This is a genomic window from Bifidobacterium aemilianum (assembly GCF_003315635.1).
GTDB classification, from domain to species: Bacteria; Actinomycetota; Actinomycetes; order Actinomycetales; family Bifidobacteriaceae; genus Bifidobacterium; species Bifidobacterium aemilianum.
Window position 1 is genome coordinate 311,294 of sequence record NZ_PDCG01000002.1, and the last position, 25,079, is coordinate 336,372.

19 protein-coding genes, 1 other RNA gene and 1 pseudogene are annotated in these 25,079 nt (G+C 61.8%); 4 read left to right on the forward strand and 17 right to left on the reverse strand.

The window, feature by feature from the left end; genetic code table 11:
• Positions 1 to 29: 29 nt before the first annotated feature.
• Both secA and hpf read right to left on the reverse strand, forming a co-directional pair.
• Positions 30 to 2,532 (reverse strand): annotated as a pseudogene (secA, locus tag CRD60_RS03440) (preprotein translocase subunit SecA); the annotation flags it as partial.
• A gap of 258 nt (positions 2,533 to 2,790) precedes the next feature.
• Entirely contained in the window at positions 2,791 to 3,495 is a 705-nt protein-coding gene (hpf, locus tag CRD60_RS03445; protein WP_113859892.1) for a ribosome hibernation-promoting factor, HPF/YfiA family, read from the reverse strand.
• A 189-nt stretch (positions 3,496 to 3,684) separates the two neighbouring features.
• Here hpf and rnpB point away from each other — a divergent pair.
• Positions 3,685 to 4,053, forward strand: an RNA gene (gene rnpB / locus CRD60_RS03450) — RNase P RNA component class A.
• 201 nt (positions 4,054 to 4,254) lie between these two features.
• On the opposite strand, the gene CRD60_RS03455 is transcribed toward rnpB, so the two are convergent.
• The 7 genes from CRD60_RS03455 to CRD60_RS03485 all read right to left on the reverse strand — a co-directional run bounded on the left by CRD60_RS03455 (position 4,255) and on the right by CRD60_RS03485 (position 11,946).
• The gene (locus tag CRD60_RS03455) at positions 4,255 to 4,836 is read right to left on the reverse strand and encodes a regulatory protein RecX (RefSeq protein ID WP_113859980.1); all 582 of its coding nucleotides are present in this window, start codon (positions 4,834 to 4,836) and stop codon (positions 4,255 to 4,257) included.
• Between the two features lie 343 nt (positions 4,837 to 5,179).
• Positions 5,180 to 6,337, reverse strand: coding sequence for a recombinase RecA (recA, locus tag CRD60_RS03460; RefSeq protein WP_201737196.1), 1,158 nt, complete (start codon positions 6,335 to 6,337; stop codon positions 5,180 to 5,182).
• A gap of 313 nt (positions 6,338 to 6,650) precedes the next feature.
• A complete protein-coding gene (locus CRD60_RS03465; RefSeq protein ID WP_113859894.1) occupies positions 6,651 to 6,884 on the reverse strand; it encodes a DUF3046 domain-containing protein in 234 nt (77 codons plus the stop codon).
• 145 nt (positions 6,885 to 7,029) lie between these two features.
• On the reverse strand, positions 7,030 to 7,539 hold the full coding sequence (locus CRD60_RS03470) for a helix-turn-helix domain-containing protein (RefSeq protein ID WP_113859895.1): 510 nt from the start codon (positions 7,537 to 7,539) through the stop codon (positions 7,030 to 7,032).
• Between the two features lie 65 nt (positions 7,540 to 7,604).
• Entirely contained in the window at positions 7,605 to 8,192 is a 588-nt protein-coding gene (locus CRD60_RS03475; RefSeq protein ID WP_113859981.1) for a CinA family protein, read from the reverse strand.
• A gap of 113 nt (positions 8,193 to 8,305) precedes the next feature.
• The gene (gene pgsA, locus CRD60_RS03480; RefSeq protein WP_113859896.1) at positions 8,306 to 8,971 is read right to left on the reverse strand and encodes a CDP-diacylglycerol--glycerol-3-phosphate 3-phosphatidyltransferase; all 666 of its coding nucleotides are present in this window, start codon (positions 8,969 to 8,971) and stop codon (positions 8,306 to 8,308) included.
• Positions 8,972 to 9,057: 86 nt separating this feature from the next.
• Positions 9,058 to 11,946, reverse strand: a complete 2,889-nt coding sequence (locus CRD60_RS03485; protein WP_113859897.1) for an FtsK/SpoIIIE family DNA translocase — start codon at positions 11,944 to 11,946, stop codon at positions 9,058 to 9,060.
• A gap of 60 nt (positions 11,947 to 12,006) precedes the next feature.
• Between CRD60_RS03485 and CRD60_RS03490 the strand changes: the two genes are divergently transcribed.
• The gene (locus CRD60_RS03490) at positions 12,007 to 12,753 is read left to right on the forward strand and encodes a Fic/DOC family protein (RefSeq protein ID WP_113859898.1); all 747 of its coding nucleotides are present in this window, start codon (positions 12,007 to 12,009) and stop codon (positions 12,751 to 12,753) included.
• Positions 12,754 to 12,872: 119 nt separating this feature from the next.
• Here the strand turns inward: CRD60_RS03490 and miaA are convergent, their stop codons facing one another.
• On the reverse strand, positions 12,873 to 13,889 hold the full coding sequence (miaA, locus tag CRD60_RS03495; RefSeq protein WP_113859899.1) for a tRNA (adenosine(37)-N6)-dimethylallyltransferase MiaA: 1,017 nt from the start codon (positions 13,887 to 13,889) through the stop codon (positions 12,873 to 12,875).
• Between the two features lie 17 nt (positions 13,890 to 13,906).
• Entirely contained in the window at positions 13,907 to 15,376 is a 1,470-nt protein-coding gene (miaB, locus tag CRD60_RS03500; RefSeq protein WP_113859900.1) for a tRNA (N6-isopentenyl adenosine(37)-C2)-methylthiotransferase MiaB, read from the reverse strand.
• A gap of 106 nt (positions 15,377 to 15,482) precedes the next feature.
• Here miaB and CRD60_RS03505 point away from each other — a divergent pair, with 106 nt between their 5' ends.
• The gene (locus CRD60_RS03505; RefSeq protein WP_113859901.1) at positions 15,483 to 16,184 is read left to right on the forward strand and encodes a GTP pyrophosphokinase; all 702 of its coding nucleotides are present in this window, start codon (positions 15,483 to 15,485) and stop codon (positions 16,182 to 16,184) included.
• Between the two features lie 47 nt (positions 16,185 to 16,231).
• Here the strand turns inward: CRD60_RS03505 and CRD60_RS03510 are convergent, their stop codons facing one another.
• A complete protein-coding gene (locus CRD60_RS03510; protein WP_113859902.1) occupies positions 16,232 to 17,059 on the reverse strand; it encodes an aldo/keto reductase in 828 nt (275 codons plus the stop codon).
• A gap of 258 nt (positions 17,060 to 17,317) precedes the next feature.
• Between CRD60_RS03510 and CRD60_RS03515 the strand changes: the two genes are divergently transcribed.
• Positions 17,318 to 18,223 (forward strand): Bax inhibitor-1/YccA family protein, encoded by a 906-nt coding sequence (locus tag CRD60_RS03515; protein WP_236630804.1) that lies wholly within the window; start codon positions 17,318 to 17,320, stop codon positions 18,221 to 18,223.
• 297 nt (positions 18,224 to 18,520) lie between these two features.
• Here CRD60_RS03515 and CRD60_RS03520 read toward each other — a convergent pair whose 3' ends face one another.
• From CRD60_RS03520 to CRD60_RS03540, 5 genes are all read right to left on the reverse strand, one after another.
• Positions 18,521 to 21,001, reverse strand: coding sequence for an HAD-IC family P-type ATPase (locus tag CRD60_RS03520; RefSeq protein ID WP_113859983.1), 2,481 nt, complete (start codon positions 20,999 to 21,001; stop codon positions 18,521 to 18,523).
• A gap of 129 nt (positions 21,002 to 21,130) precedes the next feature.
• The gene (locus tag CRD60_RS03525; protein ID WP_113859903.1) at positions 21,131 to 21,718 is read right to left on the reverse strand and encodes a sugar ABC transporter substrate-binding protein; all 588 of its coding nucleotides are present in this window, start codon (positions 21,716 to 21,718) and stop codon (positions 21,131 to 21,133) included.
• Positions 21,715 to 23,043: a class I SAM-dependent RNA methyltransferase gene (locus tag CRD60_RS03530; protein WP_113859904.1), complete on the reverse strand. Its 1,329-nt coding sequence runs from the start codon at positions 23,041 to 23,043 to the stop codon at positions 21,715 to 21,717. Before CRD60_RS03530 ends, CRD60_RS03525 begins: the two co-directional genes overlap by 4 nt.
• Positions 23,044 to 23,104: 61 nt before the next feature.
• The gene (locus tag CRD60_RS03535; RefSeq protein WP_113859984.1) at positions 23,105 to 24,022 is read right to left on the reverse strand and encodes a DUF3159 domain-containing protein; all 918 of its coding nucleotides are present in this window, start codon (positions 24,020 to 24,022) and stop codon (positions 23,105 to 23,107) included.
• Between the two features lie 87 nt (positions 24,023 to 24,109).
• Positions 24,110 to 24,970: a DUF3710 domain-containing protein gene (locus CRD60_RS03540; protein ID WP_113859905.1), complete on the reverse strand. Its 861-nt coding sequence runs from the start codon at positions 24,968 to 24,970 to the stop codon at positions 24,110 to 24,112.
• Between the last annotated feature and the right edge of the window lie 109 nt (positions 24,971 to 25,079).

The following is a 25,079-nucleotide window of genomic DNA, read 5'->3' on the forward strand; positions in this document are numbered from 1 at the left end:
GATGTCCTCGTACAGATCCTGGGTCTCGGATATCTGCTGGATATCCACATGGAAGAGGAGCTGCACGCTCTCCTCCTTGATGGCCTCGACCATGGAGTTGTACATCTGGAAGCCCTCGCGCTGGTACTCGACCAGGGGGTCGCGCTGACCCATGCCACGCAGGCCGATGCCGTCCTTGAGGTAGTCCATCTCGTAGAGGTGCTCACGCCACTTGCGGTCCAGCACCGCCAGGACCACACGGCGTTCCAGCTGGCGCAGGGAGTCCTCACCCAGCTGCTCCTCGAGCTCCTGGTAGAGCTTGTCGGCGTCCTCGACCACCAGCTCCGTGAGCTTCTTGACGGCCTTGTCTCCCTTGAGCTTGGAGACCTCCTCCTTGGCCTCGTCAGCATCGAGCTTGATGGGAAAGAGGGCGTCGAAGGCTTTGAAGAGACTGTCCCAATCCCAGTCGGCGGCCTTGTCCGAAGCCTTTCCGGCAGCCTTGATGTAGCTCTCGATGGTGTCGGAGATGAAACGCTCGATATCCTCGTGAATGTCGGCGCCCTTGAGGACGGCCTGACGCTCCGAGTAGATGACCTTACGCTGCTTGTTCATCACGTCGTCATACTTGAGGACGTTCTTACGGATCTCGTAGTTGCGCGATTCCACGGTCTTCTGGGCGTTGCGCACACCCTTGGAGACGGACTTAGCCACAATGGGCTCGCCCTCGGGGATGCCCTTGGACATGACCCTGGCCACCAGCTGGGTGTTGAACAGACGCATGAGGTCGTCTTCCAGGCTCAGGTAGAAGCGGGACTCACCCGGGTCTCCCTGACGACCGGAACGACCGCGCAGCTGGTTGTCGATACGGCGGGACTCGTGGCGCTCGGTGCCCAGCACATACAGGCCGCCAAGTTCGATGACCTCCTCATGCTCGTCCTTGGCCTGCTCCTTGACCTCAGCCAGGGTGCCCGGCCAGCGCTTCTCATACTCATCGGGGGTGTCCTCAGATGAATACCCCTCTGACTTGAGCTTCTGATCGGCCAGGAACTCGACGTTGCCGCCCAGCATGATATCGGTACCACGTCCGGCCATGTTGGTAGCCACGGTGACGGCACCCTTGCGACCGGCGACCGCCACGACCGCAGCCTCCTGGGCATGGTGCTTGGCGTTGAGGACCTGGTGGTCGATGCCCGCCACATCCAGCAGGGAGGAGAGTACCTCGGAGGATTCAACCGATGCGGTGCCCAGGAGGACCGGCTGGCCCTTGGCGTGCCGCAGGGCCACGTCCTTGACGATCGCCGTCAGCTTCTCCTTCTGGGTCCGGTAGATCAGGTCGTCCTTGTCCTCACGGACCATGGGCTTGTTGGTCGGAATCGGCAACACACCCAACTTATAGGTGTTCATGAACTCGGCGGCCTCGGTCTCAGCGGTACCGGTCATACCCGAAAGCTTGTCGTACATGCGGAAGTAGTTCTGCAGGGTGATGGTGGCGAAGGTCTGGTTCTCAGGCTGGACCTCGACACCCTCCTTGGCCTCCAGGGCCTGGTGGAGTCCCTCGTTGTAGCGGCGGCCGGGCAAAACACGGCCGGTGTGCTCGTCGACGATCATGACCTCACCCTTGGTGACCACATAGTCCTTGTCACGTAGGAAGAGTTCCTTGGCCTTGATGGCGTTGTTGAGGTAGCCGATGAGGGCGGTGTTGCTGGGCTCGTAGAGGTTGTCGATGCCCAGGAAGTCCTCCACCCTGGCGATGCCAGGGTCCAGGATGCCGACGGTCTTCTTCTTCTCGTCGACTGTGTAATCCTCATCACGGGAGAGCTTGGGGGCCAGCTTGGCGAATTGACGGTACCAACGGGTCACGTCGCCCTCGGCTGGGCCGGAGATGATCAGAGGGGTACGGGCCTCATCAATCAGGATGGAGTCGACCTCATCGACGATGGCATAGTGGTGGCCACGCTGGACCAGCTCGTTCTTCTCCCATGCCATGTTGTCTCGCAGGTAGTCGAAACCGAACTCATTGTTGGTGCCGTAGGTGATGTCCGCCTGGTACTGCTTACGGCGTTCGGCCGGCTTCTGGTCGGTGATGATGCAGCCGACACTCATATCCAGGAAGCGGAAGATGCGGCCCATGAGCTCCGACTGGTAGGAGGCCAGGTAGTCGTTGACGGTGACCACGTGGACACCCTTGCCCTCCAGGGCGTTCAGATAGGCCGGCAGGGTGGCGACCAGGGTCTTGCCTTCACCGGTCTTCATCTCGGCGATGTTACCCCAATGCAGGGCCGCGCCACCCATCAGCTGAACATCGAAGTGCCGCTGGCCCAAGGTGCGCTTGGAGACCTCACGGACGGTGGCGAAGGCCTCCGGCATCAGGTCGTCAAGTTTCTCGCCATGTTCCAGGCGTTCCTTGAATTTGGCGGTCTGCCCCTTGAGCTCCTCGTCGCTCATTGCCGAAATCTCATCCTCGCAGGCGTTGACTGCCTTGGCCACATTCTCAAGCTTCTTGATCTGGTGGCCTTCGCCCATGCGAAGAGCCTTGTCGACGATATCTACCACTTTCGCTCCCTAGCTGCTCTATAACGCGCGTAGCCCGGTCGCTTCCACCAGGCACAAACTCTATTCAATAGTACGCGAAGACACGGATTTTTGCGGTCAATCCCGGCAGATTCCCTATGGAGTATGGGGCTTCTCCTTACTCTCACTGACGGCAAAATGCGGCAGGGCCCACATCGACACTCCGATGTGGGCCCTGCATTGGGGGCTGCTGTGGCTCATTGCCTGGTGCCTTGCAGGCTTCCTACCGACCGCCTGACCTCACTTGCCCTGCTGGTCCTTACCGATGTTTTCTGCGGTGTCGATTTCGAAGACACCATAGGACCAACCGTGCCGGCGGTAGACGACCGAGGGGCGGTTGGTGTCCTTGTTGACAAAGAGGAAGAAGTCATGACCGATCAGCTCCATCTCATACAGGGCCTCGTCAATGCTCATGGGTTCGGCGACATGCAGCTTGCGACGGATCACAATGGGTGTGTCACCAACTTGCACCTCAATGGACTCGCCCGGTCCCAAGTCGGAGGCCAGGTCCTGGGCATCGCCATCCTTGTTGGGCTCCTCCTCCTTCAGGGCCTCATCCTGCGAGGGATCGGTCACTACAGGGCCCAGATTGGCGGGGGCCGGCCCCAAATCGGCGGGTATCGTGCTCTTGTAGCCGCGACGATGGTCCTTGCGGCGGTCACGGGTGCGGCGCAGGCGAAGGGTCAACTTGTCCACGGCCAGGTCCAAGGCGGAGATCTCGTCGGCGCTGGAGGCCTCGGCGCGGATGACGGTCTTACCGGCGTAGACGGTGATCTCCACCTTCTCGGCAATGTCCGACTGGCGGGGGTTGCCCTCGTGGCTCAGGACGATCTGCACCCGCTGTGCATCCGGTGCGATGGTGGTCACACGACTCATCTTGCTGTCGACCAGGTCACGAAACTTCTGCTTGATCTGCGTATGGCGTCCGGTAACGGCGATATCCATGTGAACCTCCTCAATTCAAGCGGCCAAGCCGCTATGTGACGGGCCAGACGGCCACTTCACCGTCCTGGTATGTCTTATTGTAGACGCGAATGGTTCGGTGCTGGCTGAACCCGCCCGAGATGACCGCCATTTCCTCAGTCAACGAATCGCGCGGGTCCACGTGGGGATTCACCGCTATACTTGAACTCTTGAGACCTCTTGATGGCCGCGACCCCACCTTGGTGGGGTTGAGGAACTTCCGGGCTCCGCAGAGCACGATGGCGGATAACGTCCGCCCAGGGTGACCTGAGAGATAGCGCAGCAGAGAATAGACCGCCTGACCGGCTTTTGCCTGGTCAGGTAAGGGTGAAACGGCGGTGTAAGAGACCACCGGGCCGCTGGTAACAGTCGGCCGCATGGCAAGCCTCATCGGGAGCAAGGCCAAGCAGAAGGCACTAAGGGCTGCTCGCCCGAGCCTTCGGGTAGGCTGCTAGAGCCTGGCGGCAACGTCAGGTCGAGATGGATGGCCATCCGTGTGGAAACACACGACAGAACCCGGGGTAGAAGAGGTCTCACCTCCCCTTTCACTCCACTGCATACATGCAGTGGAGTGCCAACAAGGAACGTTGGAAGACCAACAGTTTTAGCGCATCGAGGACATCGGGTGCATGACAGCTGATATAGCCGTGTTGTATCACCTATGTGTCACTTTGACATCATTTCCAGGCGCGATAGGACATCTACCAAGCCGACCCCAATCAGCCAACAGGATTATCCAGGTCAGTCCCCATCGGTGAAGAGGGCTGAGGCAATCTCATTGAGGATGGCCGGATCATGCCCCTTGCGCCCTCCGGCACTCCAGAAACGACGTTTACGGACCTGCAGGTCCAGGCCTGCGGTCTTGCGGGCCGTCCTGCGGCCAAGTTCCCAGGCTGCATCAACAAAGACGCCGGAATCCTCAGCCTCCCCGGCCACTTGCAGGGCCAGGGGTCTGGCGACGCCCTTGCGGGTCAGTTCCATGACGGTGCCACGCTTGCCCATCTGCCGGGCAGCGCAATAGCGAACCACCGACTGGGCATAGGCAAGATCGTCAAGCAGACCAAGTTCGGTCAACCTATGAATGACGGACTCAACAACATCCACCTCATAACCCTTGGCCAGGAGACGTGACCGCAGGCTTTCCGATGATTTCGCCGAGGCGTCCAGGAGCCTGAGTCCGGCCTCCCGGCAGGCATCAACATCAGTCGGATCCTTTGGACTCTGAGGAGTGCAGGAACCGACACTGCTCCCCTTCCTGCCGGACCTAGCCTTGGCCGGCCTCCCCCAGGAGGACCGTTGCCGCTGAGTCGCAGGAGCCTCCATGCAGGCTCCGAAGCCTCCCCTTGGCAGGGTGAGGGTAGACCCACCAATGGAAGGGCTCTCGTCAGGCAAGCCAGTAGGCACAGCCCGAGGAGCCTTTGCCTGATCTCTACCTGGGGCTGGGGAGGCCTCTACAGCCTTCATCGCTCCGGTTTCAGCAGCCGTAATAGGTCCACCCATCTGCGGCGGCAGAGCCCTGGCTGCCGCCAGATCAGACCCATCGGCCAGGTCCTGCGGTTCAGGCTCATCTGGCACAGTGGCGGCCTCAGGCAGAAGCTCCTTGCCTTCCAGAAATTCCTCGACACTGATCATGATGTTTGCTACAAACCCTAGGGCGCGACCGCTATCAGCCGAGGTCCGCGCTGGCACCAGCCGGAGCCTTCGCTTCAGCGTCGGTGGTCTCGGGACCGGCGCTTTCCGCAGACGCTTCGCCATCCGCTGACTCATCGGATGGGATGACGCCGAAGGCAATCTTGACCTTCTTCTCAATCTCGTCGGAGATGGGCGGATTGTCCTTGAGGAATTGACGGACATTCTCACGCCCCTGCCCCAATTGGTCACCCTCGTAGGTGAACCAGGAGCCGGACTTCTTGATCACATTGGCCTGCAGGGCCATGTCGATGATGGAGCCCTCCTTGGAGATTCCCTCACCGTAAAGCATGTCGAATTCGGCGAACTTGAAGGGCGGAGCCATCTTGTTCTTGACCACCTTGACCTTGGTGCGGTTGCCCACGGCCTCGTCCCCGTTCTTCAGGGTCTGGATACGACGAATATCCAAGCGGACCGAGGCATAGAACTTCAGGGCCTTGCCACCGGTGGTGGTCTCGGGACTGCCGAAAAAGACACCGATCTTCTCACGCAGCTGGTTGATGAAGATAGCGGTGGTGCCGGTCTGGGACAGGGCACCGGTCATCTTGCGCAGGGCCTGGCTCATGAGCCTGGCCTGCAGGCCCACGTGGCTGTCTCCCATATCGCCTTCGATCTCGGCCTTGGGAACCAGGGCGGCCACGGAATCAATCACGATGACGTCGAGGGCCCCCGAGCGAATCAGCATGTCCGCGATTTCCAGAGCCTGCTCGCCATTGTCGGGCTGGGAGACAATCAGAGAATCCGTATCGACACCCAAATGCTTGGCATAGACCGGATCCAGGGCGTGCTCGGCATCAATGAAGGCCGCCACGCCGCCATTCTTCTGGGCGTTGGCCACACAATGGAGGGCCAGGGTGGTCTTACCCGAGGATTCAGGACCATAGATCTCGACGATTCTGCCCCGAGGCAGACCACCGATGCCCAAGGCCATATCAAGGGCAAGCGAACCGGTGGGGATGACCTCCACATCCTGGGCGGGCTTGTCACCCAGCCGCATGGCGGACCCCTTGCCAAAGTTCTTCTCGACCTGTGCCAGAGCGGTCTTCAAAGCCGCCTGACGCCTGGGATCAACACCAGGCTCGTCGGCCATGTTCTGGGGAGCCGCCTTGGACTTGCCCTTTGACTGCTGTGCCATTGTCTTCTCCTTAACCATTTATGCCCCGAAGGAACATCACCACTGTTTGCCACTTCCACCCTATGCATCCCGGGGAAGGCAATCCACCACCACAGCCCATGTGGTCGAAGGCCTGCCCTTTCGACACGCCGGCCATTGCATCTACGGGCCGAACCTTGCCTCCAAGGCCCACATCCAAAGGTTTCACATCAGTGCTTGCAACTGTCAACTACTATAGCGGAAGATACGAACATATGTTCGAATATCTCCCTGGACACGCCGATATCGGCTGTAGCCAGTCACACGTATTGAACCGCCCAAAGCCTAGCCAGCCCTAGGCCGCCGGCAAAGGCGGGGCCACATGGTCCTTGCCCCAACGCTGGGCATCGGGAATGTCCATCTGGTCACATAGGACATTCCAGACGATCCGAGGCTCCACACCAGCCTCCAGGGCCTCCACTACGGTCATGTCGTCCAAGGCGGTCAGTTTCATATCACGGGATATGCTGCGGCCGTAGACCCGACCCAGCACCTCCTCCAACAACTCCCAAAATTCACGTTCTCTCACAACTCCACTCTAGCGACTCCCAAACCCGGCTTGTGCCTTCAGCGGACATGGAGGAGCCCGCCAACCACTCAGGGCCGGCGGGCTCCTCCTCACGCATTCCAAGAGACGGCCCCAGCACTGCGGGGAGCCATCCCTATGTACACCATCAGGCCTGGTCGGACTCCAGATAATCAGCGACCATACGCAGCATCTGTGCGGTGCTCAGCCCCAGGGACTCGGCAATGGAGGCCAGCAGTTCGGAGCTTGCCTCCTTCTGCCCACGCTCAACCTCGGACAGGTAGCCCAAGGAGACACCCGCCTTCTCGCTGACCTCACGCAGGGTCTTGTGGTCACGGGTGCGCAGGTCTCGCAGGACATGGCCAATTGCCTCACGCAGGGAGAGGTCCTTGTTCCGGTCGGAGAAGTCGTGCTTGTGGGCGCTGGAGCGTGACTTGCGCTGCTCGGCATCCTCCTCCTGCCACATGCGGCTTAGGGCAGCCTGGCGCTCATCCTTGGCCCTCTTGGCCTCACGGGCCTTGATCACCTGCTGCTGGGCGTACATCACGGCGCGGCGCTGGGCAGGGGTCAAGTCACGCACACGGGCGTTTGGCTGCTCAGAGCGGCCGGTCAGGGTGTTGACATCCATTCGTTCATCGGTTCGAGTCATCATTTCCATCTCTACTGTCCCCTTTACCCCTATCGTTCTCTGCTTACACCATACCCAACAGACTTTTCGAGGTATTATTCCTGGTCGGCTCCTGTGAGCTGGACCACAGTACGCAGCAGGTGGACGACGGTCTGCAGGCGCACCGACTCCCGGGACCCCTGCAATCTCAGTTCCGTGGCCTCCAGCAGGCCCGAGTCCAGCCTTCCGGAAACGGCAACCGGCACAGGTAGGCAGACTCCGACGTAGACCAGTCCTGCTGGTTTGTCGCCGTCAGGGCCGGGGCCAGCCACCCCCGTGGTCGACAGGCCGATGATCCGGTCGCCATACTGGCTCTGCCGGTATAGGGCCGCCGCGCCTTGGGCCATCTGCCGAGCCACCTCCGGATCCACGGCACCCTTGCGGGACAGGAGATCAGCGTCGACATGCAGTATGGATGCCTTGGCGGCTATGTCATAGGTGACGGCAGATCCCAAAAATACGGCTGAGGCGCCGGGAATCCGCACGAAGGCATCGGCCAGAAGACCGCCGGTCAAGGATTCCGCGGCCGCAATCCTCAGCCGCCGCTTGCCGCAGTATTCCATAATGCGAGCGGCAAGCGTGTCGGCCTGCCCACGCAGGTCCTGCCCACCGGATGTGTCAAATGGTGATGGAACCTCAGCCATGACGGTCCTCCCTGAGTTGCGCATAGACAGTACTCAACACTCACCATAGCGCAGACTGGGACCTGTGTCTGCCGCCGCGAACCAGCAAATCCGGTGGGGTATGCGCAACCTGCCTAGCGGGCTGAATCCTCGCTCTTGGCCCCGGCGCGCTTGCCGCCAAAGACCTGGTAGAGGTAGAGACCACCCGAATATAGGCAGAGGACCAGGGCGATCAGGATGACGATGTAGGTGACGATGTCGTAGACACCCATCCAGGTGAGGAAGCCATCGCTGTTGCCCAAGGTGCGCAGGGGCAGCAGCAGCATGGACAGGCCGACACATTGGGCAAGGGTCTTGTACTTGCCGGACTTGGAGGCGGCGATGACCTTGCCTCCGGTGTCGATGACGAAGAAGCGCATGACGGTGATGCCGATCTCACGCAGGAGGAAGAGGGCGGTGATCCACCAGTCCAGCTCGCCAAAGACTGAGGCTACGACCAAGGTGGCACAGATGAGGAACTTGTCGGCGATGGGGTCCATGAGTTTGCCCAGCTCGGTCACCTTGTTGTACTTGCGGGCCATCCAACCGTCCAGCTTGTCGGTCGAGGCCGCGACGATGAAGAGGATGGCCGCGATCCAACGGTAGTTGTGGTTGTGCAGGCCCCAGGGACCGCCTGCGATATAGAGGCCCAGAAAGACCAGGACCAGGACCATGCGGGTGTAGGTCACCAGGTTGGGTGCGCTGTTCCACCCGTCCAGTAGGGACGATGCGTGTTTGTCTTGTGTCTGCTCTGTCTGCATGACGATTACTCTACCTCTTACGCACTACCTGGCCCTAGGCTGCCGGGCCAAGGCCAAAGCTCCCCCGGCCACCGGCACTTTCTGATCTATAGCTGCTGGTCCAAGGAACCCTGTTGGGGGCCGCTTGCCTCGAGGGTGGATGTACGCCCCTCGATGAAGGCCAGGACCTGGGGTAGGTCATCGGGCTTGACCAGGACCTCCCTTGCCTTGGAACCCTCGGAGGGGCCTACCACACCACGCGATTCCAGCAGGTCCATCATGCGACCTGCCTTGGCGAAGCCGATACGCAGCTTGCGCTGGAGCATGGAGGTGGAGCCGAACTGGGTGTTGACCACCAGCTCGGCCGCCTGCAGGAGGATGTCAAGGTCCTCACCGATCTCCTCATCGGGCTCGACGGCCTTCTGGTCGGACTCCTTGGCCATAAGTTCGATGTCCTCACGGTAGCGGGGCTTGCGTTGGGTCTTGACGAAGTCGACGGCGGCCCGCACCTCCGACTCCCCCACCCAGGATCCCTGCACGCGCACGGGTTTGGCGTAGCCCATGGGCAGGAAGAGGGCATCCCCCTGACCGATGAGGGTCTCGGCGCCGACCGTGTCGAGGATGACGCGGGAATCAGTCGCCGAGGAGGTGGCGAAGGCCAGGCGGGAGGGAATGTTGGCCTTGATCAGACCGGTGACCACATCGACCGAAGGTCGCTGGGTGGCCAGGACCAGGTGAACGCCGGCGGCCCGGGCCAGCTGGGTGATGCGCTGGATGGAGCTTTCCACATCGTTCTTGGCGACCATCATCAGGTCTGCCATCTCGTCGACGACCACCAGCAGGTAGGGGTAGGGGGCCACCTTGCGCTTGGAGCCCGGCGGCACATGAACCTTGCCCTCCATGACGGCCTTGTTGAAGTCCTTGACATCCCGGTAGCCGAAATACTGGAGGTCGTCGTAGCGCGAATCCATCTCCTTGACCACCCACTCCAAGGCCTGGGCGGCCTTCTTGGGGTCTGTGATGATGGGAGTCAGCAGGTGGGGAATGCCCGCATAGACGGTCAGTTCCACCCGCTTGGGGTCGACGAGGATCAGACGGACCTGTTCAGGTGTGGCCCGCATGATGATGGAGGTGAGCATGGAGTTGACAAAGGAGGACTTGCCCGAACCAGTGGCACCCGCCACCAGCAGGTGGGGCATCTTGGTCAGGTCGGCCTTGACGAAGTGACCTTCCACGTCTTTGCCCACACCCGCCAGCATGGGGTTAGGGTCCTCGCGGATCTTGTCGTGGCGAAGGACGTCGCCCAGGTGGACGATCTCACGGTCGGCGTTGGGTATCTCGATGCCGATGGCCGACTTGCCGGGGATGGGCGAAAGGATGCGCACATCCGAGGAGGCCACGGCATAGGCGATGTTGCGCTGGAGGTTGGTGACCTTCTCCACCTTGACACCCGGACCCAGTTCCACCTCATACTGGGTGACCGAGGGACCACGCATGTAGCCGATGACCTTGGCGTCAACAGAAAACTCCCGGAAGGTTGAGGTCAGGGCCTGGATGATCTTGTCGTTGGCTGGGGTACGGGCCGCGTGGGGCTTGCCTTTGACCAGGAGGTCCAGGCTGGGCAGCTGGTAGGGACCCTCCGGTCGCCCATCTCCCCCAGCTTCGACTTCAGGGTCTGCTGGTTCGTCACCGGCCTCATACTGCGGGTCCGGCGCATTGCCGATATTGGCCCAGGGATCATTGTCCCCCCAGTGGACGGCGGAAGCTGCCGGAGCGGAGGAACCATCATCTCCTTGACCAGCAACGGCTCCGGCTTGGTCGTCTTGGGGCTGGAGAACCTTGGTGGGATCGCCGGCGCTTGGGTAGTCGGTTTCTCGATTACCGTCAGCAGGCTGAACCATGGGCAAGACGCCGGTTCCGGTGCCCATGGGCTGGGTCTCTTGGGCACCCGTCGGGGTCTGGTCATAACCGTAGCCCCCGTATCCGGCCACAGTCTCAGCCATGTCGGGTTCGGCCCCATCCAACAGGGTCTCTCCCCCGCTGCCATGGTGACTGGCCGCAGCCACGAAGGGGTCATCGCCCTCGTAGCGTTCCAGGCTGTCGTCCGTGTCCTGGCCATGGCGACGGGCAAGGAACCTGGAGAACCAGCCCTTGAGACCTGACCGTCTGGCCTGGGTCTCATCTGGGGGCTCGGACCCATCATGGGCGGGCACCCCCTCAGCCAGGGGCAGACTGCCATCCTCCAGCTGGACCTCGTTGGGGAACTGGTCTTCCTCCAGGTCGTCAGCATCAGCGGAGGCAGGCTCCTGGCCCCGCACTTTAGCCCACAAGTTCTGGATGAACATGGCCACATCGGTGACATGGCGCCGGGTGATGAGCAGGAGGGCGAAGAAGGCCACGACCATGAAGAGGATCATGGCGAAGACCTTGGAGAGCCCCCAAGCCAAGGGCGACCCCAGACAGAAACCCAGCACCCCGCCTGCCTGCTGGACCCGTGCCAGGGAGAATGAGCCGTCATCGGCGACCAGGACAATGTCCAGAATCGAGCAGATGGACCAGACCAGAAGGGCCCAGCCGGTGATGACCGAGCTGTTGTTGGAGTCCTTGCCGCTGTTGCGGACCAGTCTGAAGGCCACAATGGCCAGAAGGGCCGGCAGGAGCAGGCTCATATAGCCCAGAGCCCCCGAAGCCAGCGCATGCAGCCACTGGCCGAGCACCCCCTCGACCCGGAACCATTCCGAGGCACAGAAGAGGATGGCCAGGACCAGAAGGATGAAGCAGAGGCCGTCGCGCCGGGCGGCGGGGTCGTAGTCGCCTACACCAAAGATGGAGCGAATCAGGGAGCCAAGCCCCCGAGGTATGGCCAGGAGCACCCTCTGCCACCAGGGTTCCACGGGCAGCTCGGTCTGGGCCCGGTCGCTGTTGCGATCGGCCCTATCCTTCTTGGAGGACTTGTTGCTGGATCCTTTGTCTCGTGAGGATACTGTTCTTGCCATAGCAGACCACATCTTACCGACCCCCACTCCCATCGCCCAGACATCGGCTAGGATGAGGGCATGACTCCTGCGGAACGTGCGAGCGCTATGGCCTTCGCCCTGTGCTCCGGCCGGCTGGATGGCTTGGAGGCCAGCGGGCGGATCAGGCGTGTCGCCTACGACTACCAGCTGGGGAATCTTGATCTGGAGGACCTGTGGTCGGAGGCCGGCCTGGATGATGACACTGTCGGCACTGAGGCCAGCGTCCAGAGCCTGGCGGACCGAATCCTGGTGCGTACCATCTTCCTGCAGGAACGGGGCTGGCCCATGACTGGAGACCTGCGGGAGCTGCAATCTATTCATCGCTGCATCTTCCACGGGATCTACCCCCATGCCGGCCTCTTGCGGACAAGTGATACGGAACCCCGGCAGCGGGGCTCGCCCCAGACCTGCTTCCCCTGGCAGCTGATCGCCACTGGGGCCATGAACATCAGCGGGGAACTGGCTGAGCGGCAGAACCTCGGCAACCTGGACCGGAGCAGGTTCATCCAGGAGCTGACCCTGATCTATGACCAGCTGGGTTATCTCCACCCCTTCAGCCAGGGCAACGCCATCACCCTGCGCATCTTCGCCTCCCGCCTGGCCCATTATGCGGGTTGGGACCTGGATTGGGGACAGACCGACAGGCGGACCTATCAAGTGGCACAGGAACAGGCCTATCTAGGGTGTCTGGAGCCATTTGGGAGACTCTTCACCTCCATCGTGCGCCCAGCCAATCCCACCCGCATCTTTCTGATTGCCGGCTGGGACCAGGGTCCCGCCCACTAGGATCAGCGGTCTGGACAGGCCGCCAGCCCCCGCCAGAAGCCCCCCCCCCAGAAGGCACTTGGGCAGGCTGCGACTTGCGGGAAAGCAATCCTCCGTTGGCCACATCGGACATCCGGGCCTTAGCGCTCCTGAAGGTCACCCAAATGATGCTGGGTTCCCTCAGCCACCTGGGCATCACCAGCATCGAAAAGGCCGGCGTCGGCCTGGTCGACCAGGTCCAGGGCCCGATTCAACAGATCGCCATCCAGGGCCTGGAGCCAGTGGATCCGGGGGTCTCGACCGAACCAGCCCATCTGCTTGCGGGCCAACCGCTTGGTCTTTTGGGCAATATCAGCGAAGGCCTCGTCCAGCCCCCAGCGGTCGTCCAGATAGTCCATGATCTGGCTGTAGCCAAGGGCCCTGCAGGCGGTCGTGCCCAGGCGAGGTCGTAGGCTTCGGACTTCCTCGACCAGACCCTGCCTACGCATCAGGTCGGTTCTCAGGTCTATCCGGGCGTCCAGTTCCTCCCTGGGCAGGTCGAGGCCGATCTGCAGGGAGGGTATCAGATACTCGTAGCGGGGCAGGCTGGCGGAATAGGGGCGACCCGTGAGCTCGATGACCTCCAAGGCCCTGATGGTACGACGAGGATTGCGGGGGTCCATCCGGGCCGCCGCCTGCGGATCCCTGGCCTCCAGCTCAGCGAAGAGCGCCCCCGGCCCCTGGCGCTGGGCCTGTTCCTCCAAGCGTGCGCGAACCTTGACATCGGTACCTGGGAAGGAGATCCTGTCTATGGCTGCCCGGGCGTACAGCCCCGACCCACCGACGAGGATGGGCCTGACCCCCCTGGCCTGCAGGTCGGCTATGGTCTGCCGGGCGAGGTCTTGGAACCAGGCCACGGTCATGGTCTGGTCGGGGTCGATGATGTCGATCAGATGATGGGTTACGGCGGACCGTTCCTGCCTGCTGGCCTTGGCGGTGCCGATGTCCATGCCCCGGTACATCTGGTAGGCGTCGGCGTTGATGATCTCCGCCCGCTGCCCACGCCGGGCCAATGCCTGGGCCAGGGCTATGCCAAGACCGGTCTTGCCCGAGGCTGTCGGGCCGACTATGGAGATGACCCTGGTCTGGGCGCTCGAGCCATTCTTTGGCACGGACATGGGAGCGCTCACGCCCTTCAGCCCCGGACCCTGTAGGTCTGGCCAACAGTTGGGTCTGGATCCGCTATGAGATTGTGCTTGCCTGCATGGGTGACGGTTGCGGTCACGCAATCACCGATGTTCGGCTGCGGCTGCCCCTCCGGCACACCGACGTGGACCAGGACACCGGTCCGCTCGCGGCCACTGACCCGGTGGGTCTGCTCATCCTTGCGCCCCTGGCCGCCGGTGATCATCACCTCGACATCCCTGCCCTCGAACTTGGCCAGCTCCTCCTGGGTTATCCGCTCCTGGAGGGCGATGAGCCGCTGGTAACGCTCCCGAACCACGTCCGAGGGGACCTGCTCCATGGCTGCGGCCGGGGTGCCTGGCCGGGGCGAATATTCGAAGGTGAAGGCGGAGGAGAAGCGGGCCTGCTCGACCAGGTCGAGGGTCTGCTGGAAGTCCTCCTCAGTTTCTCCAGGGAAGCCGACGATGATGTCGGTGGAGATCTGGGCATCGGGCATGGCAGATCGCACCTTGCCCAGGATGTCCATGAACCTGGCCGACCGGTAGGAGCGCCGCATGGCCCGCAGGACCTTGTCGGAGCCGGACTGCAGGGGCATGTGCAGCTGGTGCATGACATTGGGGGTCTGGGCCATGGCCTCGATGACATCATCGGTGAAAGCGGCCGGGTGGGGCGAGGTGAAACGCACCCGCTCCAGCCCCTCGATCTGCCCGCAGGCCCTCAGCAGCTTGGAGAAGGCATAGCGGTCGCCGATCCCATAGCCGTAGGAGTTCACATTCTGGCCCAGCAGGGTCACCTCCTTGGCCCCGCCATCGACACAGGCCCTCACCTCGGCCAGCACGTCGCCCGGCCGCCGGTCATACTCCCGGCCACGGGTGGTGGGCACAATGCAGAAGGTGCAGGTGTTGTTGCAACCCACGGATATGGACACCCAGGAGGAGACCCTGGAGGATCGGGAGGTCGGCAGCTGGCTGGGGAAGTATTCCAGATCGTTGGCCACTTTGACCTGCGGCTCGCCCGTGACCCTGGCCTGGTCCAGGAGCTGGGGCAGGGAGCCGATGGACTTGGTCCCGAAGACCGCGTCCACCCAAGGCACCCGCTTGGCTATCCGCTCACGGTCCAGCTGGGCCATGCAGCCACCCACGGCGATCTGCATGTTGGGCCGTTCCCTCTTGCGTTCGGCCCACATGCCCAGGGTGCCGTACATGCGGTCGGATGCGTTCTCCCGCACCGCGCAGGTGTTCATGACGATCAGGTCTATGTCATTGTCGTCGACCTCGCCCTGGGAGGCCGGCCGGTAGCCCTGGGCCTCCAGAACGCCGGCTATGCGCTCAGAATCATGGACGTTCATCTGACAGCCTAAAGTATGGACATGGTAGATGCCCTTGTGGCCACTGCCGGCAGCCGATCCGGCCTGTTCGCCGTCGACCTGTGCGGCCATGGGGGACCGTCGTTCATCCTGGGTCATCATGTCTTCGTTCATAAGAGGCGATTGTAGCGACGGGCCAGGCCATACTCCCGCGGACCTTTTCGGAAGTTGCCGTCCTCGCTTATGATGGTTGACCGTGATACTTGATCGTCATGACAGAATGAGCTCGTCGGACCTGGAAGCCCGGCTGGAAGCGCTGGACAAGGCCCACAATGGGTTCCCCCAGGAGGAGATACCTCAGTTCGTGGACCTCATGCAGGTTTACGAGGGCGCCATGTTCGAGATCTCCACCAAGTTGGACATCCTCGACAGCGAGTTCCAGGTCCGCTTCTCCCACGACCCCATCCACCACCTGGAACGTCGTCTCAAGTCCGTCAATTCCATCATCGGCAAACTGGAGCGCAAGGAGCTGCCGATGACCATCGAATCCATCAAGGACAACCTTTTCGACGTGGCTGGCATCCGTGTCATCTGCAATTACCGGGACGACGTGTATTCAGTCTCCAACTACCTGTCCGCCCAGTCGGACATCCAGGTCCTGCGGGTCAAGGATTACATCAAGACCCCCAAGCAGAACGGCTATCGGAGCCTGCATGTCATCTACGCCGTGCCGGTCTTCCTCTCCTCCGGGCCCCATTACACCCCTGTCGAGGTCCAGTTCCGCACCATCGCCATGGATTACTGGGCCAGCCTGGAACACGCCCTGCGTTACAAGTCCGACCTGCCCGACGCACGCTTCGAGGAGCATTCACAGACCCTGCTGGACTGCGCCCGAAGCCTGCAGAACGTCGAGAGCCAGATGCAGAACATCCATCGCGACATCAATGGCGCCCCCCAGGTGGAGGACGCCCCGCAGTCCTAAGCGCACGATTCCTTACGGCCCATATCTCCCGGTGCGGTCATCATGGCCTAGAAGTCGAAGTTGTCGGGATCGGCCCCATTGCGCTTGCCGGTGTTGAGGGCTGAGATCTCATCAATCTCCGCATCGGAGAGCTCGAAGTCGAAGACATCGAGATTCTGCCGGATCCGCTCCTCATGGATGGACTTGGGGATTACGATTACGCCCCTCTGCAGGTGCCAGCGAATCACGACCTGGGCCGGGGACTTGCCATGCCTGTCACCGATCCTCTTGAGCGCGGGATTGCCCAGGAGGCTGCCGCCCGTACCGCCCAGGGGGCTCCAGGCCTCCACATCTATCCGCTTGCCGTTGCTGAAGTCAATGAGCTCCTGGTTGGTGAACTGGGGTGAGGACTCGATTTGGTTCACCGCTGGCCGCACATCACTGATGGCCATAAGGTCCTCAAGATGGTGCTGCTCGAAGTTGCACACGCCGATGGCCCTGACCCTGCGCTCCCGGTAGAGCTCGACCATCTGCTCCCAGGCCTTCTCCCAACCCTGGGCCGGCCAGTGGATAAGATAGAGGTCAACATAGTCCAGGCCCAGACGGTCTAGGCTCTCATTGAAGGCCTCACGGGTGCGGCCGGCACGGATGTCGTCGTTCCAGAGCTTGGTGGTCAGGAAGATGTCACGCCGCTTGACGCCGGACTCGCGGATGCCCTGGCCCACGGACTCCTCATTCTGGTAGATCCTGGCGGTGTCGATGTGGCGATAACCGGCCTGCAGGGCCGCACGAACCGCATCGACAGTGGTCTGACCCACCGGGGTCTGGAAAACGCCCAGTCCAAGTTGTGGTATGTCCACACCATTGTTGAGCTTGATGTTTGGGACCTGTTCCATGTATGACTCTCCTATTGCTAGCGCCGGATATGTATAGCTTCATGATAGTCGCGATGTGGGCGTGCCACTGTTGGCCGGCAGCGCAAGATCACCACAACGGGCCTTGCGGGAGTCGGTAAGCGCCCGCGCCGAAGTTTCACAAGACTTTCATGGTCTTCAGCTGCTACCTGAAGGCGGCTCACAGGATGCCCCCGTAGCCTAGAATGACAGCAACGACAGAAGACTGACTCATCCCCTGTCCAAGCAGAAGGAGAAGCTATGGCATTCGGACGACAGCCCCAAGACCAGCAGACCAGTGGCGGTATGAACCACACCTACAACGCCCAGCCGGGGCAGGTGCCCCAATACGGGCAGCCGTCAGCGGCACACATGCAGGCCGGCTATGGCCAGTACCAGCAGGGTTACCCAGGGCAGCAGCCCTATCAACAGCCAGGCATGCAGGCCGGTGTTCCCGGCGGTCCCGCCAGCATGAATGCGCAGATGGTCTACTCCTTCGAGCAGGCGCGGCATAGCTCCACGGCACGGGCCTATGGGGAGATGACCCTGGGGCTCCTGCTGACGGCGGTGGTCGCCATCGTCACCCAGATGTCCAATGGTCTGGAGCTCTTCCTGGCCGCCACCGGCATGATCGGCTGGATCGGCCTGGCAGTAATCCAGGTGGCGCTGGCGATCTTCCTGGGAGCGCGCATCATGAAGATGCGGACCGGCACCGCGCGGGCCATGTTCTACATCTACGCCGCCCTGATGGGCTTTACCCTCAGTACCATCTTCGCTGCCTATGACCTGGGCTCGATCGGCTTGGCCCTCGGTATGACGGCCGGTTTCTTCTTCGTGCTAACCATGCTGGCTCTGACCACCAAGATTGACATGCTCAAGGCGGGCCCCATTCTTCTGGTCGCCCTCCTGGTGATGATTGTCGGCGAAGTCATCCTCCTCTTCGTGGCACCCAGCGACAGCATGCTCATGCTGGTCTCCGCCATCGGCCTGCTGATCTTCGCCGGTCTGACCGCCTACGATGCCCAGTCCACCCGTGCCCTCTTCGCCCAGTACGCCGGTGACCCCGAGACCATCAAGCGGCTCTCCATCCTGTGCGCACTGAACCTCTACCTGGACTTCATCAACATGTTCCTCTACGTCCTGCGTCTCTTCGGCGACAGAAACTGACAGAGCAACGAGCAAATAAGGCTAGGCCTCACACCGGACAGTCGGTGTGAGGCCTTCCTCCATACCACGCAGGGCATGCGCGGCCTTCAGCATCTGCAGCTTAGGCATCAGTTGGCGTTCAACCCCCTGAGGGTACCCAGAAGGATAGGAACCACCAAAGAGGAAGTCGTGACGCTCCTGGTCTCGCACTCGCATATACCGATATTACCGTATAACAATAGTATCGCAATACGACAGTACAGATAGGTGTTGCTCCCAGCTGATCGCTTCCAGCCGCTACCCCAAATCAAACATGTGTCACAGACATGTAGCCGTCTTCCTGCTTCTGCCTAGCAGGCGGGAGATCAGCCAGGTGATGGCGTAGATCGCGGCGGCCAGGACCAGGACGATCATGGTGGCCCTGAGGGTGCGGTCGGAGGGGATCGACAGGGCGAAGAAGTTGGCCACAGGCGGCACGAAGATACCGATGACACCAACGGCGGCGAAGAAGGCCACCAACAGACCACGCCAGGATTTGAGCGGCATGGCCACCCGCCCCAGAACGAACACGCCGAGCACGAAGACAACAATGGCGCAGGTGGTTCTCAATGTGGCCAGGTCGGAGGGCTTGGAGAGATTCCAATGCAGCATAGGCGGCAGCAGCCAGGCCGACAGGAGCACGGACAAGGCTATGGCGATGCCTCCTGGCAGGGCGAAATGAACCACGCGTTTGAGGAAACCAGGAATATAGCGGCGGTTATTGGGGGCCAAGGCCAATATGAAGGCTGGCAGGCCGATGGTCAGGCCACCGATGTAGGTGATGTGCCGGGGCAGGTAGGGGAAGGGAATGGCCGTCAGTACCACCCCCAGGGAGATGAGCGCCGAGTAGACTGTCTTGACCAGGAAGAGGCTGGCGACCCGCTCCATGTTCGCCATGACCTGCCGGCCCCGCGCCACCACATCAGGCAGGTGGGAGAACTTGGAATCCACCAGGACCAACTGGGCTACGGCCTTGGTGGCCGCTGCGGCATTGCCCATGGCGATACCCAAATCGGCCTCCTTGAGAGCCAGGGCATCGTTGACCCCATCGCCCGTCATGGCGACCACATGCCCCTTGGCGTGGAGGGCATCGACAATGGCCTTCTTCTGCTCGGGGAGGACCCGGCCCAGCACGTCCACATCCTCCATGACAACGGCCAGCTGATTGAGGTCCGAGGGGAGCTGGCGGGCGTCCATGATCCGAGGAATCTGGTCACCCGTCAACCCGACCTTGGCTGCTATGGCGCCGACGGTGACCGGGTTGTCACCGGAGATGACCCGGCAGCGCACGCCCTGATCCCGGAACCAGGCCAGGGTTGGCTGCGCGTCCTCACGGATATGTTCGGAACACAGGACCAGGGCCACTGGCTGACTATCTGCAAAGAGTGTGGGGGAATCCATGAATCCCTCGATATCGAAGCCGCCCTCATCCGACTGACTGGCTGAGTCAGCAGCCGTCACCGAATCCAAGGATTTTCTGGCCAGGAGGAGCACACGGCTTCCTGACTTGGCGTAGCCATCCACCCTGCCGGCCACCGACGCGGAGTCTCCTTCAAAGGCGGAGAGCAGGAGTTCTGGGGCACCCATGGTCCACAGGGTCCCATCCTCAATGATGGCGCTCCACTTGCGGGCCGAAGAGAAGGGAACCCTCCCCTGCACCGGGCCGGGTTGGTAGCCCTCCTTGGAGAGGCCGGCCAGAACGGCCTGACCTGTGCCGTTGGGGTTTGCCTCGTTGGATAGGTCGTAGAAGGCCTGACGAACGATATGCCCATCAATCTGCCCATCCAAGAGGACCACATCGTCCAGCACGATGCTGCCGTCCGTGATGGTGCCGGTCTTGTCCAGATTCAGCGAGTCCACACGGGCCAGCGTCTCGACCGATTCCAACTCCTGGACCAGGGTGTTCTCCCTGGCCAGGCGTATGGAGGCGATGGCGAAATTCAAGGAGGTCAGGAGGACCAGGCCCTCAGGAATCATGCCCACCACCCCGGCCACAGCCGACACCACGGCCTGCCGCCACAGGCCGGTGCCAATGGCTGTCTGCCAGCCGCCCACCGCCCGTATCTGCGACCAGATCAGCAGGAGGCACAGGGGAATGACCACCACGGTCATGACCTTCAGGATCGTATTGATGCCCTGGGTCAGGTCAGAGGTCGTCTTCTTGTAGACCCTGGCCTTGGCGGCGAGCTTGGCGGCGTAGCCGTGCTCCCCCACTTGGTCCACCCTCACCAAGGCCAGGCCGGAGACGGCGTTGGAACCCGAATACACCTGGTCGCCAGGCCCCTTCCTGACCGTGCGGGATTCGCCGGTCAGCATGGATTCATCAAGCTCCAGCCCCCAGGTATGCACAATGGTGGAGTCAGCAGGAATCTGCTCGCCTGAGCGCACCCAGAGCAGGTCTCCCAAGACTATCTGCCCATGGTCGATCTCTATGTTGCCCCCATGGCGGCGGACCAGGGACCGCGAGGAGACCAGGATGGAAAGCTTGTCCAAGGTGAGCTTGGCCTTGAGCTCGGTACCAATGCCAATGCCGGTATTGAAGATGATGATGATGCCGAAGACCGCGTCCTTCCAGGAACCAGTCAGGAGCACCAGGAGCATGGCGGCCACAATGATGCCATTGAAGAGAGTGAATACATTGGCACGAATTATCTGCCCCAGAGACCGGGAGGTCTCCTCCTTGAGGGCGTTGACCTTCCCCTCCTCCGTCAGGGAACGGACCTGGGCCTGGCTGAGTCCCTGCTCACTGACCTCCGGCATGGCATCGGGAGTGCCTGGACCGGTAGGCTTTCCAGCAGTCTGGGCTGTGGGCACACCGGCATCGGTCCGTGTCTCGGATCTCTCCTGCCGTAGCTGCTTTAAGCCTTCCTGGTCCCTCATAGCACCCTCCTACTGTGTCTTCACTATCAGGTCGCGCTTATGGGGATTGGCGTTGACGATGCTCATCAAGGCGGCATCCATAGGCACTGCCTGCCCACTATGATTATCCACGGTCAGCCTGGCCGCAAACAGCCGCTCATCCTTTGGCTGGTCGATCGGATCCACCAGCACCACCGCTATGCCGGCGGCGCGAACCTTACCCAAGGCCCGGTTCCACGCATCGGTCTGAGTCCCCTGCCATTGCAGACGGTTGATCACGACACCATTGACGGCCTGCCCTGCCAGGTCTTCCAAGCCACGTCGGGCGGCTTGGAAGGGATCGTGGACATCAGTAACCGCTATGTAGGTGGTCTTCAATCCAGCGTCAGAGCAGGCCTTGAGAAGACGGGCATCGGATTGGAGGTCCATAGAGCCGATGAACCCCAGGCGCACATCCGGCCGGTCTATGCTGTCATGGTCCACGGCGGCTGCCGACCGGGAGTCGCCCACAGCTGCCCCGGAGGGTGTGCAGGCACTCAGAAGGCCGCAAAGCGGTAGGCAGGCCGCGACCATTGCGCTGACCAACCGAACCCGCCCGAAGCCTGAATGCTGAGTCATCGGCGCCCTGCCTGGGACCTGTCCGGCAACTTCCTGGTGAAAAGGGCCACCGTCTCCACATGGTGGGTCATGGGGTAGATATCGAAGGCCCGAATGTCGGTCAGCCCATAACCCAATTCAGTCAGGATGGCCGTATCCCGGGCCAGGCTGGTTGGATCACAGGCGATATAGATGATGTTCCTGGCCTTGGATTCGGCCATGAGCCTGCATACCTTGGCTTTGGCACCGGCTCTGGGTGGGTCCAGAACAATCAGTTCAGGGTGGCTCAACCGCTTGGGGAGATTGGTGGAGAGGACCCTGGCCACATCCCCTCCCCTGGCGACCACATCGCCGAATCCGGCCGCCTGGAGGTTGGCGTGGGCCTGCTTGGCGGCGATCTTGTTGCCCTCGATGCTCAAGACCTTGGAGGAATCCTGGGCCTGGGCAGCCAGCGGCAGGGTGAACAGGCCGGCCCCTGAATACAGGTCCCAGATGGATCTGGGCTTGGAGGCGCCACAGACCCGGTCGACCAGTTCCATAAGATGGCTGCCCAAGACTTCGGGGGCCTGCCGATGGACCTGCCAGAAACCTTGGGAGCCGACCTGATAGTCATGGATCCCATCGGCCATACCCACCTGCTCACGCAGGACCGCAGAGCCTGCCCTGAGCTGACCGCCAACAGTGAAGGCGTAGTCGTCGCCAACAGCCTTGACCAGCGCCTCCTGGTCAGCGCTGGCTGTATCAATGCCCCAGGGCTCTGGTACAGCCAGTCGCAGCTGGGCACCAGGCTCATAGGACGACTGCCAAAGTCCCAGTTCGGCGGCCACAGCCAGGAGGGCCTTGCTCGCCAGGGGCATATCCTTGATGGCCACCCGTTCATGGGTGCCCCGCCTACGCATGGAAGGCCTGCCCTGCTCATCGGCGATCAGTTCGATGCGGGTGCGCCAGTTGAGCCCGCCCAGAGCCAGGTCCGATTCGACCCGTTCGACGGGCACATCCGCCAGGTCCTGGTGGCCCATTCGGCGCATCTGTTCCTTAATCAGCGCTGACTTCCAGCGGAGTTGACCCTCAAGGCTGACATGGACCAGATCGGCCCCACCAACGCCGCCGCCCTGGGCCAGGGGTCCAGCCAGGGGCCAGGTGGGCTGGACCCGGTCATCACTGGCCTCCTCGACCGCCACAACCTCGCCTGTCCAGAAGCGGTCCTCACGGTCATAGGGTTCATCAAGCTTTACCTGGACCAGCTCGCCAGGCAGGGCGAACCGCACGAAGACCACGCGCCCATCAATATGGCCCACGCAGCGGCCCTGATCGGCATAGCGTTCAATGCGAACTGTCGTCTGCATAATTCCTTCTTGTGTCTTCTTGGCTTCTTGTATGTCGTAATGGCGAATCTTGCGTCCGCGTCTAGGCCGGATCCGCAGCCCCAGTCGCCAGAGTCGGGTCTGCCCCACGGCTTGCGCCGGTCTGTGAGTCCGTCAGCTCGCTCCTGCCAGCATCCTCGGCAGGAGCCTGTGGGTTCGGAAGATCATCAGCGCCTTCAGCCTCTGCCTGGCGCTCCGCCAGCTTGTGCCGGTGCATGGGGCCTGCCACAATCAGGTAGGAGACCCAAATGGTCAGGGCCCAGAGTGGAATGCCCATGGCCAAGCGTGCGCTTCCCAGGGCGGTGACATGGTTGGTCAGGTAGAGGGGAACCTGAATCAGCAGTCTGCCACCAAACAGGCCTATCCACAGCAGGGTGATGACATCATAGGCCCTACGCAGCTCACGATCGGAACGCCAGGAGTTGAGCCATTCCCTGAAGTGGTCCATGGGCAGGCTGCGGATGAACTCGATGACTGCTCCCAGGCCAGGCACCCGGACCAGCAGGGACAGGCCCAGGAGCGAGGCGTAGACCACATTCGTGATGAAGCCAAACATGTAGTAGTTCCGGGCCTCGTGGCTCTTGGCTGCCCAGACCAAGCAGATGCCCACCGCTATCAGTCCGCTCAAGGCGCCCAGCACCGACTGACGCTGGCAGAGTCTGACCACCACCTGCAGCAGGGCCAGGAGGCCGGAGATGATGATAGTCAACCGCAGGTCGGAGCTGATGATGAAAGCCACGACGAACACCAGGCCGGGTAGCATGGATTCAATGACGCCACGCGGGCCACCGATGGCTGCTATGACGGAGAAATCATCCCCATCGCCAACCTGTGCCAAGGCCGCCAGACCCGTCCCCTTGGCCCGGGCCTTGGACCCAGCCTTGTCTGCCGGCCTGTCCGGACCGGCTCCTGGGCCAGCCAATCCCTGCCCAGCTTCCGTGTTCCGTTCTTCCTCTGCCATATCCGCCTTATCTGTCATGGCTGCCAGCTCCTGACAGCACCGGCCCCTACTGTATCGCCTGGGTCCGGCTCTGAAATTCCGGTATGGTCAGCGCACTTCCGAGAACATGGGACCACGGGAGAGGGTTGTCTTGACCTCTACCTCCTGATCGGAATCAAAGGGGCCAGTGGGCTTATCGGGAATGCTGGCGGCACCCGACTCTTCATTGCTTCCATCGCCATCGACGGCCTCTGCCGCCGCCTTGCGTTCAGCTGGTGAAACGGGAGGGTGCATGGGGATCAGATCATGGGGGGCCAGGGGCTCCTCACCACGATCGACGACAATGTCAGCGAAGTAGCCGTTCAAGGCCTCGGTCTCAGGGCTGTTGGGGTTCGTCGCCGCCTTGCCGGTGAAGATGCCACGCAGCATCCAACGGGGTCCGTCAACAGCCACGATGCGGGTCACCACGGTCTTGCCGCCCTTGACCGATACCGGCATACGCACCTCTGTGCCGAAGACACCCTCAACCTCGCTGGCACCGTCCTTGTGTAGGAGCTCCTCGCGCACATCGTCCCACAGGCCCATGGACTTGGGGGCTGCGAAGGCCTCCAATTCCAGGCTGGAGGAGCCGTAACTGATGGTGCAGCTCCTGACCTCCTGACGGGTCTTGTCCGCCCCGATCCTCAGTTCGATGCCCTTGAGGAAAGGCAGGTAGAAGGCACCCATGTCCAGGTACTCGTCATAGTCGGGCAGGTCCTCATCCTTGATGTCCCATGGGCCGCGATCCTCCCCTCGGCCCTCATAGGAGCCGGAGACCTCCCCGCTAAAGGACGGATGGTCACCCTGGTTTTCAGGGTCCTTATCCACTTCGCCATCAACCCCGGCAGCCTCGGTCTGATCCAGCTCATCCGCAGGCTGCTCCTCAACCTCATCACGATGCTTTTTCCTGCCGAATCCAAACAATCCCATGGTTCCTCATTTCAAACGGTTGCAACCCTCAATAGCCTAACACCCAGGCGGTAATTCATCGGCCTCCTTTCCACCGACTCAAGGCCCCCGGCAGTGCCTGTGAACGGCA